Source organism: Aquabacter albus, assembly GCF_040049275.1.
GTDB lineage: Bacteria > Pseudomonadota > Alphaproteobacteria > Rhizobiales > Xanthobacteraceae > Aquabacter.
In genome coordinates, this window is record NZ_JBDZDT010000007.1 from 392,192 (window position 1) to 409,569 (window position 17,378).

At 66.1% G+C, this 17,378-nt stretch carries 13 protein-coding genes and 3 tRNA genes; 11 read left to right on the forward strand and 5 right to left on the reverse strand.

The features are described 5' to 3' along the window. Positions 1-1,536, forward strand: a complete 1,536-nt coding sequence (locus ABLE91_RS19885; RefSeq protein WP_348933631.1) for a tripartite tricarboxylate transporter permease — start codon at positions 1-3, stop codon at positions 1,534-1,536. 89 nt (positions 1,537-1,625) lie between these two features. Here the strand turns inward: ABLE91_RS19885 and glnA are convergent, their stop codons facing one another. Both glnA and ABLE91_RS19895 read right to left on the reverse strand, forming a co-directional pair. Further along, entirely contained in the window at positions 1,626-3,035 is a 1,410-nt protein-coding gene (glnA, locus tag ABLE91_RS19890; protein ID WP_348933633.1) for a type I glutamate--ammonia ligase, read from the reverse strand. 47 nt (positions 3,036-3,082) lie between these two features. Then, positions 3,083-3,421 carry a P-II family nitrogen regulator gene (locus ABLE91_RS19895; protein WP_127089799.1) on the reverse strand — a complete coding sequence of 113 codons (339 nt, stop codon included), beginning with the start codon at positions 3,419-3,421 and terminating at the stop codon, positions 3,083-3,085. Between the two features lie 210 nt (positions 3,422-3,631). Between ABLE91_RS19895 and ABLE91_RS19900 the strand changes: the two genes are divergently transcribed. Then, positions 3,632-5,125, forward strand: a complete 1,494-nt coding sequence (locus tag ABLE91_RS19900) for an NAD(P)H-hydrate dehydratase (RefSeq protein ID WP_348933634.1) — start codon at positions 3,632-3,634, stop codon at positions 5,123-5,125. A 243-nt stretch (positions 5,126-5,368) separates the two neighbouring features. Here ABLE91_RS19900 and ABLE91_RS19905 read toward each other — a convergent pair whose 3' ends face one another. Then, positions 5,369-6,637: a multicopper oxidase family protein gene (locus tag ABLE91_RS19905; protein WP_348933636.1), complete on the reverse strand. Its 1,269-nt coding sequence runs from the start codon at positions 6,635-6,637 to the stop codon at positions 5,369-5,371. A gap of 278 nt (positions 6,638-6,915) precedes the next feature. Here ABLE91_RS19905 and ABLE91_RS19910 point away from each other — a divergent pair. The 9 genes from ABLE91_RS19910 (at position 6,916) to ABLE91_RS19950 (ending at position 15,499) form a co-directional block, all read left to right on the forward strand. After that, a tRNA-Leu gene (locus ABLE91_RS19910) sits at positions 6,916-7,000 on the forward strand. Between the two features lie 99 nt (positions 7,001-7,099). Then, a complete protein-coding gene (gene tig, locus ABLE91_RS19915; RefSeq protein ID WP_348933637.1) occupies positions 7,100-8,449 on the forward strand; it encodes a trigger factor in 1,350 nt (449 codons plus the stop codon). 74 nt (positions 8,450-8,523) lie between these two features. Further along, positions 8,524-9,156, forward strand: a complete 633-nt coding sequence (locus ABLE91_RS19920; RefSeq protein ID WP_348933638.1) for an ATP-dependent Clp protease proteolytic subunit — start codon at positions 8,524-8,526, stop codon at positions 9,154-9,156. A gap of 411 nt (positions 9,157-9,567) precedes the next feature. Then, complete coding sequence (gene clpX, locus ABLE91_RS19925; RefSeq protein ID WP_348933639.1) at positions 9,568-10,836, forward strand: ATP-dependent Clp protease ATP-binding subunit ClpX; 1,269 nt, start codon at positions 9,568-9,570, stop codon at positions 10,834-10,836. 309 nt (positions 10,837-11,145) lie between these two features. Beyond that, complete coding sequence (lon, locus tag ABLE91_RS19930) at positions 11,146-13,563, forward strand: endopeptidase La (RefSeq protein ID WP_348933641.1); 2,418 nt, start codon at positions 11,146-11,148, stop codon at positions 13,561-13,563. A gap of 209 nt (positions 13,564-13,772) precedes the next feature. Next, positions 13,773-14,051 carry an HU family DNA-binding protein gene (locus ABLE91_RS19935; RefSeq protein WP_348933643.1) on the forward strand — a complete coding sequence of 93 codons (279 nt, stop codon included), beginning with the start codon at positions 13,773-13,775 and terminating at the stop codon, positions 14,049-14,051. Between the two features lie 222 nt (positions 14,052-14,273). Then, positions 14,274-14,349, forward strand: a tRNA-Val gene (locus tag ABLE91_RS19940). A 149-nt stretch (positions 14,350-14,498) separates the two neighbouring features. Next, positions 14,499-14,575, forward strand: a tRNA-Asp gene (locus ABLE91_RS19945). A 510-nt stretch (positions 14,576-15,085) separates the two neighbouring features. Further along, entirely contained in the window at positions 15,086-15,499 is a 414-nt protein-coding gene (locus tag ABLE91_RS19950; protein ID WP_348933644.1) for a DUF3597 domain-containing protein, read from the forward strand. A gap of 248 nt (positions 15,500-15,747) precedes the next feature. Here ABLE91_RS19950 and ABLE91_RS19955 read toward each other — a convergent pair whose 3' ends face one another. Together ABLE91_RS19955 and goxB are read right to left on the reverse strand one after the other, a co-directional pair. Further along, positions 15,748-16,143: an RcnB family protein gene (locus ABLE91_RS19955; protein ID WP_348933646.1), complete on the reverse strand. Its 396-nt coding sequence runs from the start codon at positions 16,141-16,143 to the stop codon at positions 15,748-15,750. A gap of 148 nt (positions 16,144-16,291) precedes the next feature. Next, complete coding sequence (goxB, locus tag ABLE91_RS19960; protein ID WP_348933648.1) at positions 16,292-17,377, reverse strand: glycine oxidase maturase GoxB; 1,086 nt, start codon at positions 17,375-17,377, stop codon at positions 16,292-16,294. Position 17,378 lies beyond the last annotated feature (1 nt).

Below are 17,378 nucleotides of genomic sequence, written 5' to 3' on the forward strand. Positions count from 1 at the left end.
GTGCTGACCGCGCTCAATGATCTCTGGGGTGGCTTCGGTGTCGCCCTCCAGCCGGAAAACCTCTTCTGGTGCTTCGTCGGCGTCCTCTTCGGGAACCTGGTGGGCGTCCTGCCCGGAATGGGCGTGATGGCGGCCATTTCGGTGCTGCTGCCGCTCACCTTCGCCATGAAGCCGGTGGCCGCCATCCTGATGCTCGCGGGCATCTATTATGGCGCCCAGTATGGCGGCGCCATCTGCTCCATCCTCCTCAACCTGCCATGTCATCCGCCCCATGCGGTGACCTGCCTCGACGGCTATCCGCTGACGCAGCAAGGCAGGGGCGGCGTCGCCTTGGGCGTCACCGTCATCTCCTCCTTCGTCGGCGCCTCCTTCGGCATCGTGGAGATGATCTTCTTCGCGCCGGTTCTGGTGGCCATCGCGCTGAAGTTCGGGCCGGCGGACATCTGTTCGCTCATGCTTCTCGGCCTGCTCGCCGGCGCGACCCTGGCGAAGGGATCGCCGCTGAAGGGCATCGCCATGACGGTGCTCGGCCTTCTGCTGGGCCTTGTGGGCACGGACATCAATTCCGGCGAGCCGCGCTTCACCTTCGGCATCCCCGAACTGATGGACGGAATTGAGATCGTCGCCCTCGCGCTCGGCATCTTCGGCGTCGCCGAGTTCCTGAAGAGCGTGAACAACGTCAAGAAGATCTCCACCGAGCACAGCAGGGTGAGCATCGCGGACATGCGGCCCACCAAGGCGGACCTGAAGCTCGCCTTTCCGGCCATGATCCGCGGCACGCTCATCGGCTCGCTGTGCGCGCTGATCCCCGGCACCGGGCCGACCATCGCCTCCTTCGTCGCCTATTCCACGGAGAAGAAGATCTCGAAGACGCCCCACCGGTTCGGGCGGGGCGCCATCGAGGGGGTGGCGTGCCCCGAGGCGGCCACCCACTCCTCGGTCCAGGGAGACTTCATCCCCACCATGAGCCTCGGTATTCCGGGCGATGCGGTGATGGCGCTCATCCTCGGCGCCCTGATCATCCAGGGCATCACGCCGGGGCCGCAGCTCATCACGGAGCACCCGGACATCTTCTGGGGCCTCGTGGCGAGCTTCTGGATCGGCAACATCATCCTGGTGGTGCTCAACGTGCCCATGATCGGCATCTGGGTGAAGCTGCTCACCATTCCCTATCGCTATCTCTATCCGAGTGCGCTGTTCTTCATCTGTATCGGGGTCTACAGCGCCAATAACGACCTCTTCACCGTGGCCCAGACCCTGGCGGTCGGCATTGCGGGCTATGTCCTCCTCCAGCTCGGGTTCCACCCGGCGCCCATCATGCTGGGCTTCGTGCTCGGCCCGCGCTTCGAGGAGACGTTCCGGCGGGCGATGCTCATCTCCCGCGGCGACCTGATGACCTTCCTGGAGCGGCCCATCAGCGCCGCTTTCCTGTTCCTGGTGGTGGTGCTGATCACGGTGCAGGTGTTCCTCCGGCTGCGAAAATCCGGGAACCCCCTGGTGCCGCCGACCCCGCAGCCGATCGGCGAACTGGACTGAGGGCCAGCTGCCGGTCCCGCAAAAACAAAAGGGGCGCCCCGAAGGGCGCCCCAGTTGGGAGAGACTGTTGTCTCGGTGTGCCGTCCGGCTCAGACCGAGTAGTACATCTCGAACTCGACCGGGTGCGGGGTCATTTCAAACCGCATCACCTCGGTCATCTTCAGGTCGATATAGGACTCGATGAAGTCGGGAGCGAACACGCCGCCCTTGGTCAGGTAGGCATTGTCCTCCTCGAGGGACTTCAGCGCCTCGCGGAGCGAGCCGCACACGGTCGGGATCTGCTTCAGCTCCGCCGGGGGCAGGTCGTACAGGTCCTTGTCCATGGCCTGGCCGGGATCGATCCGGTTCAGGATGCCGTCCATGCCGGCCATGAAGAGGGCCGAGAAGGCGAGGTAGGGGTTCGCGCCCGGATCGGGGAAGCGGACCTCGACGCGCTTGGCCTTCGGGTTGTTGGTGTAGGGGATGCGGCAGGAGGCCGAGCGGTTGCGCGCCGAATAGGCGAGCAGCACGGGCGCCTCATAACCCGGGACCAGACGCTTGTAGGAGTTGGTCAGCGGGTTGGTGAAGGCGTTCAGCGACTTCGCATGCTTGATGATGCCGCCGATGTACCACAGGCATTCCTGGGAGAGGTCGGCATACTTGTCGCCGGCGAAGAGCGGCTTGCCGTCCTTCCAGATGGACTGGTGGACGTGCATGCCCGAGCCGTTGTCGCCGAACACCGGCTTCGGCATGAAGGTCGCCGTCTTGCCGTAGATATTGGCCACCTGGTGGATGCAGTACTTATAGATCTGCAGGTGGTCGGCCATGGTGACGAGGGGGCCGAACTTCAGGCCGAGCTCGTGCTGGGCAGAGGCCACCTCGTGGTGGTGCTTCTCGACGCGGGCGCCCATCTTGGCCATGGCGCCGAGCATCTCGGAGCGCATGTCCTGCGCGCTGTCGATGGGGGGCACGGGGAAGTAGCCGCCCTTGGTCTTCACGCGGTGGCCGAGATTGCCGCCCTCATAGTCCGTGTCGCCGTTGATCGGCAGCTCGATGGAATCGAGCTTGAAGCCGGTATTGTACGGGTCGGCCTTGAAGCGGACGTCGTCGAAAATGAAGAACTCGGCTTCGGGGCCGAAATAGACCGTGTCGCCGACGCCGGTGGACTTGGCGTACGCCTCGGCCTTCTTCGCAATGCCGCGCGGGTCGCGGGCATAGGGCTCGCCCGTGGTCGGCTCCAGCACGTCGCAGACGATGGACATGGTGGTTTCGGAGAAGAACGGATCGATGCACGCCGTGGCCGGGTCCGGCAAAAGCTGCATGTCGGATTCGTTGATGGCCTTCCAGCCGGCGATGGAGGAACCGTCGAAGGCGGTGCCTTCGGAGAACAGCTCCTCATCCACCATGGAGAGGTCGAAAGTGACATGCTGCCACTTGCCGCGCGGATCGGTAAATCGCAGGTCGACGTACTTTACGTCGTTCGCCTTGATGGAATCGAAGACGTCCTTGACCGTTGTCATTTGCAACTGCCTTTCTTGCAGAGACAGGTTGTTTGGTAATTGAAGCGTCAGATGGCGTCGAGGCCGGATTCTCCGGTCCGGATGCGGATCGCCTCTTCGATGCTGGAAACGAAGATTTTTCCGTCCCCGATGCGGCCGGTCTGGGCGGCGCGGCGGATCGCGTCCACGGCCTTCTCGACCATATCATCGGCGAGGACGACCTCGATCTTCACCTTGGGAAGAAAATCGACCACGTATTCGGCACCGCGATACAGTTCCGTGTGGCCCTTCTGGCGCCCGAAGCCCTTTGCTTCCGTGACGGTGATGCCCTGCAATCCAACGTCCTGCAATGCCTCTTTCACTTCGTCGAGCTTGAAGGGTTTGATGATGGCCTCGATCTTCTTCATGCGCTCCGTCTCCCGTGGCCTGGCCTGCCGCCGGCAGGTCACACCGCCCTCCCGTTAAGCAGGATGCGTGCCATGGACGCAAACGCTGGGTCGGGATGACGGCAATCTCGGATGAATGATCAAATAATATGCATAATGGGTGGAAAATAGGCAGAAAAATCCGCGCGGGCGGGATGGCTCTGGGTCAGAATTAGGCAGGAAGGGCTGGGAATGAACGCGTTGCTGGAGCCCGCCGAAATGGCGGAGGCGGATGCGCTGGCCATCGCCGGGGGCACGTCGGGGACCACCCTCATGGACCGCGCGGGAACGGCGGTGGCGGACGTGGTGGCGCGGCGCCCGTTCCCCACCCGGATCGCCATCCTGTGCGGCCCCGGAAACAATGGCGGCGACGGTTTTGTCGCAGCACGCGTGCTCACCCAGCGCGGCTTCAAGGTACGCGTGGCGCTGCTCGGGCGGCGCGATGCGCTCCTCGGCGATGCGGCGGCGGCCGCGAGGCGCTGGAGCGGGCCGGTGGAAAGCGCCGAGGACATCACCTTTGAGGCCGTCGACCTGATCGTCGATGCGCTCTATGGCGCGGGGCTGGGACGGGATCTGGAAGGCCCGCCCCGTGCCTTGGTGGAGCGCATGGCGGCGAGCGGGCGGCCCATCGTCGCGGTGGACCTGCCGTCTGGGCTTGACGGGCTCACCGGGCGCGTCCGCGGCGCCGCCGCACAGGCCGTGGAGACCGTTACCTTCTTCCGCCGCAAGCCCGGCCACCTGCTTTTTCCCGGCAGAGCCCTGTGCGGCAAAGTCCGGGTCGCCGATATCGGCATTCCCAATGGGGTGCTGGATCAGATCGCACCGAAATGCGCGCTGAACGACCCCGGTGCCTGGGGCGGGAGCTTTCCTGTGCCCGCGCAGGGCGGCCACAAATATCGTCGCGGCCACGCTCTGGCGGTGAGCGGCGGCGCCTGGACCGCGGGCGCGGCGCGCCTCGCCGCGCGGGGCGCGCTCCGGGCCGGCGCCGGGCTCGTGACGGTGGCCTGCCCGCCGGATGCCCTGTCCGTCCATACGGCCTCTTACGCGGCCTTGATGGCGCGGCCCGCTTCCGTACCGGAAGAGGTGGCCGCGATTCTCGAAGACCTGCGCTTCACCGCAATCGTGCTCGGGCCGGGCCTTGAGGCCGGGGAGGGCACGCGCCGCATGCTCGATGCCTGCGCCGGCCCCGCGCGCAGCCTCGTGGTGGATGCGGGCGCCCTCACCAGCTTCTCGGGCGCGCCTGAGGCGCTTGCTTCTGCCTTGGCGGGCGCCAAGGCGGCGGTTGTCACCCCCCATGAGGGCGAGTTTTCCCGGCTGTTCGGCGGGGAGAGTGCAGTGATGGATGCGCCGTCCAAGCTGGCCCGCGCCCGCGCGGCGGCACGGCGCCTGGGCGCCGTCGTGGTCCTGAAGGGCCCGGACACGGTGGTCGCGGCGCCGGACGGGCATGCCACCATCGCCGAGAATGCGCCGGCCTACCTTGCCACTGCAGGGGCAGGGGATGTTCTGGCCGGTATCTGCTGCGGCCTCATGGCCCAGGGCATGCCCGCCTTCGAGGCGGCGAGTGCGGCGGTGTGGCTGCATGGCGAGGCGGCACGGGAGGCCGGCCCCGGCCTCATCGCAGATGACTTGCCCGAGGCTCTGCCTCGCATCTATGCCCGGCTGTTCGCGGATCTGGCGGGGAGCTGAGACCCCCTTGGAGCTGTTGTCGTGGGAGCATGGAACGCCGTAGGCGTGGAATGCAACCCGGGACCCAGCGCAAAGACTGCCGAAGGCACTTCAATGAGCCTTCGCTGCTGCGCAGCGGAGGCGTGTTTTAGCGCTGGCCGCGCCATTGCCGACTTTGCCGGAGTCTTGCGCTGGGTCCCGGATCTGCGCTCAGCCTGCGGCTTCGCTTGTCCAGGACAAACGCCCTCGAAGGGCGCTCCGGCGCTACTTCACTTCGTACGAGCGTGCCGCCACCACGGCGCCATCACCGCCCCGGAGGCCGACAATGGCCCATTTGCCCGGAGCATCCGCCACCAGCGCGACACGCACCGTCGCCTTGGGCGCGACGGGGACAGCGTCGTGCCACCAGGGCTTCCAGCCGTCGTCCGCGCCGTCGAGGAGCCGGGCCGGGACGCCATGGAGCTGCACGGCCACGGGCGCCTCGGAGCGGTTGACCAGTGCGAGCACCACCGAGGTCCCGCGCGCGACCGAGCCCACGGATTCGAAGGAGGACAGGCCCACCTTGTCCGGTCCCAGCGGCACTTCGAAGCGCGCCGCCTTCTCCAGCGGTATCTTGTCCGGCAGGCCGTTGGACGGCAGAGCGGCGGGAACGGGCAGAGGCGGCGTGCCCTGCGCGCTGCCGGGGCCCACCGGCGTCACCAGAGCGAGCTGGATGGGAAGCTGGCTGGTCTCCACATTCACCGGAATCGGATCGGCGCTGCCGATATCCACTGCGAGATCGAGGCGTCCGCCGGGGGTCAGCTGCGCGCGGCCGTCCTTCAGGGCGAAGGGCTGCACGGGCTGGCCGTCCACGGCGAGCACATAGCAGGAGGCCATCACCTGCAGGCGCAGGAACTGCGTGCCGGCATTCACCAGCCTGAGCCGCGAGCGGCCGCCGGCCGGGGCCTCGAAGGTGGGGGACACGGCGCCGTTCACGGTGAGCAGCGGCACCTTCATGGTGGGGTCCGGCGCCCAGGACTGGATCAGCAGCACATGGTCAGAGGCATAAGGCGAGGTGCCCGGCTCCTCCACCACCAGCGCGCCGGCGAGCGCCCGCTGGGCCAGCTCGGGCTGGAAGGCGCGGTAGAGATAGGTGCCGGCATCCGGCGGGGCGAAGGAGATGTCCGTGCTCGCGCCCTTGGCGATGGCCTCTCCGGTGAGGCCCGGCACGCCGTCGAGTGCGTTCGGCACGCGCACGCCCTGCCAGTTGATGGAGAGCGGCGTCTCCAGCGTGTTCTCCACCGTCACCGCCAGCTTGTCGCCGTGCTTCACTCGCAGCACCGGGCCGGGCAGGAGGTTCTGGAACAGAGCGAGAGGCGTCGAGCCGCCAAGCTCGATGCGCTCCATGGTCGCCACGCGCAGGCGCGTCACCTGGGCGGTGGCGGGCGCGGCGGGGGTCGCCTGGGCAAAGGCAAGGCGCGGCAGCACGCTGCCGAACGCGAGGGCGGCGGTTCCGGTGAGGACCGAACGGCGGGAGGGGCCACGAACGCGCAAGAGTGCTCTCCTCGGCATGACTGGAGCGTGGCGACCTTGTCCCGCCGACGCGCAAAGGGCAAGACGCATTTACCTCTTTACCCCTGCGACCCTAAGCGGCCTGCTTCCTTCTCTTGCAAACCCGCAGGGAAGCAGAATTCCCCAAGGAAATGGATGCCGGCTCTTTAACCCGCTTTTTCTTGCTGCGCGCCAAACCCGGCGTGATATAAGCCCCAACCCGGTCGGTGCCGATTCAAATGAAGCGCGCACCCGGTGAGCCGTGCCTAGAGCCGGACGGCGCGGGCGTGGCGGAACTGGTAGACGCGCGGGATTTAGGTTCCCGTGACGAAAGTCGTGGGGGTTCGAAACCCTCCGCCCGCACCATGCAGCCCGATTCGAGGCGGCGTCCCGCGTCTCCCGACGAGGCGTGCCCTATTTTTACGTCAAAGAGCCGCCCCGGCGGAGATGAACGAAGGCAAGACGATGCAGGTGACTGAAACGCAGGTGGACGGCCTCAAGCACGCGTATCGCGTGGTGCTCCCGGCCTCCGAGCTCGACGCCAAGGCCAATGACCGGCTGATCGAGCTGAAGGATCGCGTCCAGCTCAAGGGTTTCCGTCCCGGCAAGGTTCCGGTGGCCCATCTGAAGCGGGTCTACGGCAAGTCGGTGATGGCGGAAGTCATCGAGCAGGCCGTGACCGAGGCCAACGGCAAGATCGTCGAGGAGCGCGGTCTGCGCCTCGCGCTCCAGCCGCGCGTCGAGCTGCCGCAGGACGAGACCGAGGTGCTCCGCATCATCGAGGGCTCCGGCGATCTCACCTACACGGTCGAGCTGGAAGTGCTGCCGAAGATCGAGCTCGGCAACTTCAAGGACATCTCCATCGAGAAGCAGGTGGTTGAGGTGGCCGACGCGGAGGTCGAGGAGACCCTGACCCGCCTCGCCGACGCCAACCGTCCCTTCGCGGTCAAGGACGCTGCGGCCGAGAGCGGCGACCGCGTCACCGTGGACTTCGTGGGCTCCATCGACGGCGTGGCCTTCGAAGGCGGCACGGGCGAGAACATCCAGGTGGTGCTCGGCTCCAACAGCTTCATTCCCGGCTTCGAGGATCAGCTTGCCGGCGTCACGGCCGGCGACAAGCGCACCGTGAAGGTGACGTTCCCCGAGGCCTATGCCGCCCGTGAGCTGGCCGGCAAGGATGCCTCCTTCGAGGTGGCCGTCTCGCTGGTGGAGGCCCCCGGCGCCTTCACGCCCGATGACGAGTTCGCCAAGTCCCTCGGCCAGGAGAGCCTGGAGAAGCTCAAGGAGCAGATCCGCACCCGCCTGTCCCAGGAGCACAGCGGCGTGAGCCGCCAGAAGGTGAAGCGCGCGCTTCTCGACGCGCTCGACGGCATGCACAAGTTCGACGTGCCCCCGACCCTGGTGTCCCAGGAGTTCGACGGCGTGTGGGGCCAGGTGCAGCAGGATCTCACCGCGCAGAACCGCACCTTCGCTGACGAAGGCACCACCGAGGACGAAGCGCGCGCCGATTACCAGAAGATCGCCGAGCGCCGCGTGCGCCTCGGGCTGGTGCTTGCGGAGATCGGGGAGCGCAACAATATACAGGTCAGCGACGACGAAGTGACGCGCGCGGTGGTGGAGCGGGCGCGGCAATTCCCGGGTCAAGAGCAGCAGGTTTGGGACTATTATCGCCGTAACCCCCAGGCGATGGCGTCCGTCCGGGCCCCTCTCTTCGAAGAGAAGGTCGTCGACTTCCTCCTGGAGCTTGCGAGCGTGACCGAAAAGCCGGTCTCGCGCGAGGAGCTCTACAAGGAGGATGAGGAAAAGGCGGCCTGATCCCAGGCCGCTTGCCTCCACTGTGACGAAAAGCGCGCGGCGTGCCTTCGGGGCGTCCGCGCCGAGGACCCAAGATGCGCGATCCCGTTGATACCTACATGAACTACCTCGTGCCCATGGTGGTCGAGCAGACCAACCGGGGCGAGCGCGCGTACGACATCTATTCGCGCCTGCTGAAGGAGCGCATCATCTTCCTCACCGGGCCGGTGGAGGATGGCATGTCCACGCTGGCGGTGGCCCAGCTTCTGTTTCTTGAGGCGGAGAACCCCAAGAAAGAGATTTCGATGTACATCAACTCCCCCGGGGGCGTGGTGACGTCGGGCCTCGCCATCTACGACACCATGCAGTTCATCCGTCCCCCGGTGTCCACGCTCTGCATCGGCCAGGCGGCCTCCATGGGCTCGCTTCTGCTGACCGCTGGCGAAAAGGGACTGCGTTTCGCGCTTCCGAATGCGCGAATCATGGTCCATCAGCCCTCCGGCGGGTTCCAGGGCCAGGTCACGGACATCATGCTCCATGCCAAGGAGATCATGAGCCTGAAGCAGCGGCTGAATGAAATTTATGTGAAGCACACCGGCCAGCCGATCGGTAAGATCGAGGAAGCCCTTGAGCGCGATAATTTCATGACTGCCAGCGCTGCGCAGGACTTTGGTCTCCTCGATTCCGTGATCGATCAGCGTCCTGTCGAGGAGGCAGCGAAGGTCTGACCTTCCGATTTTGCACGGCGGGAATGCCGCAGGGCCCTTGCGTGCAGTGCAAGATCGCGCTTGCATGGAAACATGAGCCGGCTTGCACTGCATTCCGCTCGGCGGATACGTCCGCTTCATCACGAAGCTGCGCGGTCTTTTGAACCCGCGCAGGGGTTTCCCGCGTTGCTTATGCAGGGACCGGGCGCATCTTGCGGCGGTCTCGGCATTGAGCGGAGTGCGATCCTCGGGTAAGCCGGATGGGCATAATCCATGCATATGCCTTGATTGGAGTGTCGGAGGATGATTGGCTGAGTTCCGGCCGTGGGGTCGGACCGGGAGGATGAGACGGTAACGCCGTCGCACCTTTCGCATTGGGTTCCTCGGTTCGGGCACGTCCGGTGCGCGGAGGGGGGCCGGAGGAAAATGAAGATGAGCAAGACCGGCGGCAGCGACAGCAAGAACACGCTCTACTGCTCGTTCTGCGGCAAAAGCCAGCATGAGGTCCGCAAGCTCATCGCGGGACCTACGGTCTTTATTTGCGACGAGTGCGTCGAGCTGTGCATGGATATCATCCGTGAGGAATCCAAGTCCTCGCTGGTGAAGTCGCGGGACGGCATCCCGACCCCGAAGGAGATCCGCAAGGTCCTCGATGACTATGTCATCGGCCAGGACCACGCGAAAAAAGTGCTCTCGGTGGCGGTGCACAACCATTACAAGCGCCTTAACCACGCCAGCAAGCACGGCGACGTGGAACTGGCGAAGTCCAACATCATGCTGATCGGGCCTACCGGCTCGGGCAAGACGCTGCTGGCCCAGACGCTGGCGCGCATCCTTGATGTGCCCTTCACCATGGCCGACGCCACGACGCTCACGGAAGCGGGCTATGTGGGCGAGGACGTGGAGAACATCATCCTCAAGCTGCTCCAGGCGGCCGACTACAATGTCGAGCGGGCGCAGCGCGGGATCGTGTACATCGACGAGATCGACAAGATCAGCCGCAAGTCGGACAACCCCTCCATCACCCGCGACGTGTCGGGCGAGGGCGTCCAGCAGGCGCTGCTGAAGATCATGGAAGGCACCGTGGCGTCCGTGCCGCCCCAGGGCGGCCGCAAGCACCCCCAGCAGGAATTCCTGCAGGTGGACACCACGAATATCCTGTTCATCTGCGGCGGCGCCTTCGCCGGCCTCGACAAGATCATCGCGGCCCGTGGCAAGGGCGGCACCTCCATCGGCTTCGCCGCCAAGGTGGCGTCCGTCGAGGACCGCCGGCCGGGCGAGGTGTTCCGCGAAGTGGAGCCCGAGGATCTGTTGAAATACGGCCTGATCCCCGAATTCATCGGCCGCCTGCCGGTGCTGGCGACGCTGGGCGACCTCGACGAGGCCGCGCTCAAGCAGATCCTCTCCGAACCGAAGAACGCGCTGGTGAAGCAGTATCAGCGCCTGTTCGAGATGGAGAGCGTGGACCTCACCATCCACGAGGAGGCGCTGGGCGCCATTGCCCGCAAGGCCATCGAGCGCAAGACCGGCGCCCGCGGCCTGCGCTCCATCATGGAAGGCATCCTGCTGGACACCATGTTCGACCTTCCCGGCCTGGAAGGCGTCGAAGAGGTGGTGATCAGCAAGGAAGTGGTCGAGCAGAACGCCCGGCCGCTCTATATCTACGCCGATCGGGTCGGCGACGCGGGCGCCAGTGCGTGACCCCGCGCGCCCCACACCCCGTCTCAGCGCGGCAAGCGCTGAAGCGGGGGTGGGGCTCGTCCGCACGGCCAAGACGACCATCGCCAAGACGGCCGGCGGCATTGCCCCGTGGACAGCGCTGCAGCGCACCTTGAAACCCGCCCCGGCGCTTTCCATTTATGTTTTGAAGAATCCGGTCTCCGGGCTCGGTGCTCGTGCCTCTCGCGGCCGTCCAGCCGCTCCAGCATTGAAATCCCGCTCCCGTCCCGGCTGCGCTCCGCAGGCGGACATGCGTTCGCCTGCGCCTGCGCCAATAGAAAGGATTGGGTCATGACGAGCCAGAAGCCGCGCCCACCGCTGGTCCCGGGTGTCTCCCAGACGTTCCCGGTTCTGCCTTTGCGGGACATCGTCGTCTTCCCGCATATGATCGTTCCCCTGTTCGTGGGTCGCGAGAAGTCCATTCGCGCCCTTGAAGAGGTGATGCGCGGCGACACGTACATCCTCCTGGCGACCCAGGAGAACGCCTCGGACGATGATCCGGCTCCCGACGCTATCTACCGCGTCGGCACGCTGGCGACCGTCCTGCAGCTCCTGAAGCTGCCCGACGGCACCGTGAAGGTGCTGGTGGAAGGCGTCACCCGTGCCCAGGTGGTCCAGTACACCGACCGCTCGGACCTCTACGAGGCCGAGGCGATCACGCTCGATGACGAGGTCGGCGACCGGGTCGAGGCGGAAGCCATGGCTCGCTCGGTGGTCAACGAGTTCGAGAATTATGTGAAGCTCAACAAGAAGGTGTCCCCCGAGGTGGTGGGTGTCGTCGGCCAGATCGACGACCATTCCAAGCTCGCGGACACCATCGCCTCGCACCTCGCCGTGAAGATCCCGGACAAGCAGGGCGTGCTGGAGACCATCAAGGTCGCCGACCGGCTCGAGAAGGTGCTGGGCCTCATGGAGAGCGAGATCTCCGTGCTCCAAGTGGAGAAGCGCATCCGCACGCGGGTGAAGCGCCAGATGGAGAAGACCCAGCGCGAGTACTATCTCAACGAGCAGATGAAGGCGATCCAGAAGGAGTTGGGCGACGAGGACGGTCGCGACGATCTCCAGGAGCTGGAAGACCGCATCAAGCGCACCAAGCTGTCGAAGGAAGCGCGGGAGAAGGCGACGCACGAGCTGAAGAAGCTCCGCCAGATGTCGCCCATGTCCGCCGAGGCGACGGTGGTGCGCAACTATCTGGACTGGCTGCTCTCCATCCCGTGGGGTGTGAAGAGCAAGGTCAAGAAGGACCTCGACTTCGCCCAGTCGATCCTCGACAGCGACCACTATGGCCTCGACAAGGTCAAGGAGCGCATCGTCGAGTATCTGGCCGTGCAGAGCCGCGCCAACAAGCTCACGGGCCCGATCCTGTGCCTCGTCGGCCCTCCGGGCGTCGGCAAGACCTCGCTCGGCAAGTCCATCGCCAAGGCGACGGGCCGCGAGTTCGTGCGCGTGTCGCTGGGCGGCGTCCGGGATGAGGCCGAGATCCGTGGTCACAGGCGGACCTATATCGGCTCCATGCCGGGCAAGGTCATCCAGTCCATGCGCAAGGCGAAGAAGGCCAACCCCCTCTTCCTCCTGGACGAGATCGACAAGATGGGCGCGGACTTCCGGGGCGACCCCTCGGCGGCGCTGCTGGAGGTGCTGGACCCGGAGCAGAACGGGACCTTCAACGACCACTATCTGGAGGTCGACTATGACCTCTCGAGCGTGATGTTCGTGACCACCGCCAATACGCTGAACGTTCCGCCGGCGCTTCTCGACCGCATGGAAGTGATCCGCATCGCCGGATACACCGAGGACGAGAAGGCGGAGATCGCGCGCAAGCACCTCATCCCCAATGCGGTGCAGAAGCACGGTTTGCAGCCGAAGGAGTGGTCCATCGACGATGGCGCGCTCATGACGCTGATCCGCCGCTACACCCGCGAGGCGGGCGTGCGCAACCTGGAGCGCGAGATCTCCAACCTCGTCCGCAAGGCGGTGAAGGAGCTTGTGGTTTCCAAGCGCAAGTCCGTGAAGGTCACCGAGAAGAATCTCGAGGACTTCCTCGGTGTGCCGCGCTTCCGCTATGGCGAGATCGAGGGCGAGGACCTGGTCGGCGTCGTCACGGGCCTTGCCTGGACCGAGGTGGGCGGCGAGCTGCTGACCATCGAAGGCGTCATGATGCCCGGCAAGGGCAAGATGACCGTCACCGGCAACCTGCGGGACGTGATGAAGGAGAGCATCTCCGCGGCGGCGTCCTACGTCCGCTCGCGGGCGGTGGACTTCGGCATCGAGCCGCCCCTGTTCGAGCGGCGCGACATCCACGTCCACGTTCCCGAGGGGGCGACCCCGAAGGACGGGCCGTCGGCGGGTGTCGCCATGGCCACCACCATCGTCTCCGTGCTCACGGGCATCCCCGTGCGCCGCGACGTGGCGATGACCGGCGAGATCACCCTGCGCGGGCGTGTGCTGCCCATCGGCGGCCTCAAGGAGAAGCTCCTTGCGGCCCTGCGCGGCGGCATCAAGCTCGTCCTCATTCCCGAGGAGAACGCCAAGGACCTGGCGGACATCCCGGCGAATGTGAAGAACGCGCTGGAGATCGTTCCGGTGTCTCGCATGGATGAGGTTCTCGCCCATGCGCTGGTGCGGCGTCCCGAACCCATCGAATGGGTCGAAAGACCTGTGGAAGCCGTGGTTCCGGGCGACGATGCGGCAGGTATGGTCGCACACTGAGCTTTTTCAACGGCTTAACGCTCGCAAGGGCGGCGCGAAACCCGCGCCGCCCTTTTTCTTGGGTTAAAGTCAAGCGCCCGAAATCGTGTATTTATGCGGGTTTGGAGCGGATCTCGCTTGCAAAAGCCGCATTTTCCGTAAATTTTCCCGCCGATCGTTTTGGGCGACGCCTTTTACGATTCGAGGACAACAACGGAAGGAACGGTCACATGACCACCAAGAACGAACTGATCGCCGCGGTGGCCGACGAGGCCAAGCTCACGAAGGCGGCTGCGCAGGCCGCGGTGGACGCGACGTTCGAGATCATCGCCGACGCCCTGAAGAAGGGCCAGGAAGTGAAGCTCATCGGCTTCGGCAGCTTCTCCGTGGTCACCCGCGCCGCTCGTGAGGGCCGCAATCCCCGCACCGGCAAGCCGGTGAAGATCAGCGCGTCCAAGGCGCCGAAGTTCACGCCCGGCAAGGGCCTGAAGGAAGCCGTCAACGGCTGATGTGACTTTCCCGTAAGGGCGCGCGCGGCCGCATCGGCCTGCGGCGCCCCCGGGTTCCGGCGAGGCCGGGTCTGTATGGCCCGCGCCCGCCGCGCCGCCCTTCTGGGCGGCTTTCTCTTATCTGGCGCCTAGTTGCCCGCTCTGCGTCGCCGCGCTGTCTGGCGGGCGGTCGCGGGCTCGCGTCTTGCGTCGACGCAGCACGACGCTTATTGCTCCGCGGATGGGCGGTTAGCTCAGTTGGTAGAGCATCTCGTTTACACCGAGAGGGTCGGCGGTTCGAGCCCGTCACCGCCCACCATTTTCCTCCGACAGCCCTGCAATCTACGCCTTTTGACGCGATGTTTTGCACAGGGCATGTCAATGCGGCGACGGTCGCTTGACTTGCAGGGAAGTGGCCTTTATCACCCGCCATCTCGACGCGCCGCCTCACCGGGCACAGCGCGCTTCGGGGGTGTAGCTCAGTTGGTTAGAGCGCCGGCCTGTCACGCCGGAGGTCGCGGGTTCGAGCCCCGTCACTCCCGCCACTTTCCCTGATTTCCTCAGCATTGCGATGGCGCCGCCCAGGGCGTGCAGCGTCTCCGGCAGGTCTCCTGGCGAGGCCGCGGTGCGGGACAGCGCGCCCCTGATGCAGCTGAGGGATCGGGAGAGACTATCCGCCATTCTGCGGAGCATTTCGGCAATCACCATGACTGGATGCCGGTAGGCGCGTCCTGGCGGGGGCTCAGAGGCCGAACCGATTGGGGAAGCTATTGCTCAGCCCGAAAAGGAAAGGGGGCTGAGCGACACGCAATTGTCACTCTGCCCCCCACCCATCGGGCGAATGTCGGATAGTCCCCACGGGTGTACCGATCATCCATGTTTTCTGACGCATGGGCATCCCCCAGATGGGGGATACGACGACGCGCGATCGAGCATCCGTCCTTTGCGTCGAATCACGCGGCGCGCGGAGTGTCCGCCGAGCGCTGACGGTCATGAGACCGAACTTTTTCCACGCGCGCGGGTTCCTGCTCCGTCACAGATCGTGGGAGGACAGGATGAGTGTGTTCGGACGGATCATGTCGACCATATTCGGCCAAAGTGCCAACGCCGCGACGCCGGCAGCCGGGACCGAGGCACAGGCGCCTGCGGGCGGGGCCACAGCGGGCGCGGCATCGTCAGCGCCTTCCGCACCGGCCGGCGGAAAGGCGGACGCTGTGGACGTCGCGGCGGTCCTGGATGGCCTTGCCGCGAAGAACAAGGAGAAGCTCGACTGGAAGCACTCCATCGTCGACCTAATGAAGCTCCTCGACATTGATTCCTCGCTGGCCGCCCGCAAGGAGCTGGCGAAGGAGCTCAACTATTCCGGCGACACCGGCGACAGCGCCACGATGAACGTATGGCTCCACAAGCAGGTGCTGCGGAAGTTGGCGGAGAATGGCGGGAAGGTACCGGCGGATCTCAAGGATTAACCGCCGCCGCCGGGATGCCGAAGCGTCGCTCCACGGCACAATGCGGTGGGGCGGCTGATCCTCGGGCTTTGAAGAGGGGGGTGGGCTGAGCGGCGTTGCAGAACCGCTCAGCCCGGTGCCCGGGGGCGGGGGGCTGGTGCCTCGGGCTGGCTAAATCATCGCAAGATTCGGCGCACAGCATAGAGGGCCATAGGGAGCGTGCTCTAAAGCGGGATCGGTCATACCGCTTTAGAGGTAACCGCCGGCCTTCAGTGAATGCCGCTCAGGATGCTGGAGATGATGCCGCTGGTGATGCCCACCATCATGTAGTTGTCGCCGTCGCGCACCCAGTGATAGCCGCGTGGCGGCGGCTTGAGCTTGTAGCGACGGTAATCATTGACGACTTGCCCGCGCCCGTGCGGCAGGTGCCCACCCTTCTTGCGCCAGGCATAGGGATTGGCCTGCGCACCCGGCGGGCGCGGCTGGACATACCCGTTGGGGCCGCGGGGGCCGGGCGGATTGTATTGGCCTGGCGGGTTGTGTGGGCCGGGTTGATTGTACTGACCGGGATGCCCGTATGGCGTTTGCGCCTGTGCGCTCGACAGGGATGCAAGGGGCGAAGCGGCCAGGAGAAGGGCCGCGATAACAACGCTACGACACCGCATCAAATGCCTTTCAAAGGGGGAAGGTGCCGGATTCATGGTTCCGGCCTAGGTGCAACACCCCCGCGCGCGTGCGGTTCCGTCCCCGGCAATAAGAGGGTTGAGAAAGCGTAGCGGAACCTTGGCCTTTGCGGCGGGCCCGGCCGTATCGTCAGCGCTGCCGGCGGGCCCAGAAGGGTGCCTGAGGCCAGCGGCGCTCGGCACCGTAGATGCGGGCGCGCTGGAGGAGGAAGTCGGTGACGGCGCCGGCAAGGGTTTCGGAATAGGTTCGCAATGGAGCCTCATCTCCGCCCAGCGCCGCGATGGCGCCCAGAGCGGCCTTGCGGCCGGTCCAGAGGGCGGTCGCGATGCCATGGGAGGAGAGGGGGTCGAAGGCGCAGGCGGCGTCTCCTGCCGCGGCCCAGGCCTCTCCTGCCGCGGGCGCGAGCCACGTGGTCGCCGCACTGGCGAGGCGGGGCGGGGCCGCCATCTCGAACGTGGCGCTCTCCAGCCAGCGGCGGATGAAACGCGTCTCGTCCGCCAGCTCTTGCCACAGGCCGACGTCGCGCGAGAGCCCACGCGGCAGCAGATCGGGGTCTGAGAAGAAGGCAAGGCTCAGCCGCTCGTCCGGGAGGAGGGAGGCATACCACCATCCATTCTCTACGGCTTCGATGAGCGTCGCGGCCGTGGGCTCCACCTCGGAATCGCTGCGGGACAGGAACCCATAGGCGGCGACCAGCCGGTCGGCGCGGAACGGGCGCGCATGGCGGCGGGCGATGATGGCAGCGCGGCCAGTGCAGCCGATCACGAAATCCGCTGCGAGGCGGGTGCCATCGGAGAGCGTCATCGCCCAGCCGTTTCCCGAGGCGGGCACGGCGGATACGACACTGGCGCGGAGCCAGGGAATGCCGGCGTCTTCCACGCGCCCGGCGAGCCCTTTCTCAAAGGCGGGGCGATCAAGGACGAACCCGCCGCCCTCCGGATGCATCATGGCGTGGCGCTGGGCGAGGACGGGGAGGCCCCAGGCCGCATGGGTGACGAGGTTCGGGCGATGCGGCCCTGCCTTCACCAGCTCAGTGAGGCCGAGTTCGGCCATGACGCCGCCCGCCGAGACGGACAGGGATTCGCCCGGCCTGTCCCCGCCCGTGGGCGGAGGGCCGAGCAGCACCACGGATGCGCCGGCCTGCGCGGCCGTGAGGGCCGCGGCAGTCCCGGCGATGCCTGCGCCTGCGATGGCGAGGCGCACGCGCTCCACCATC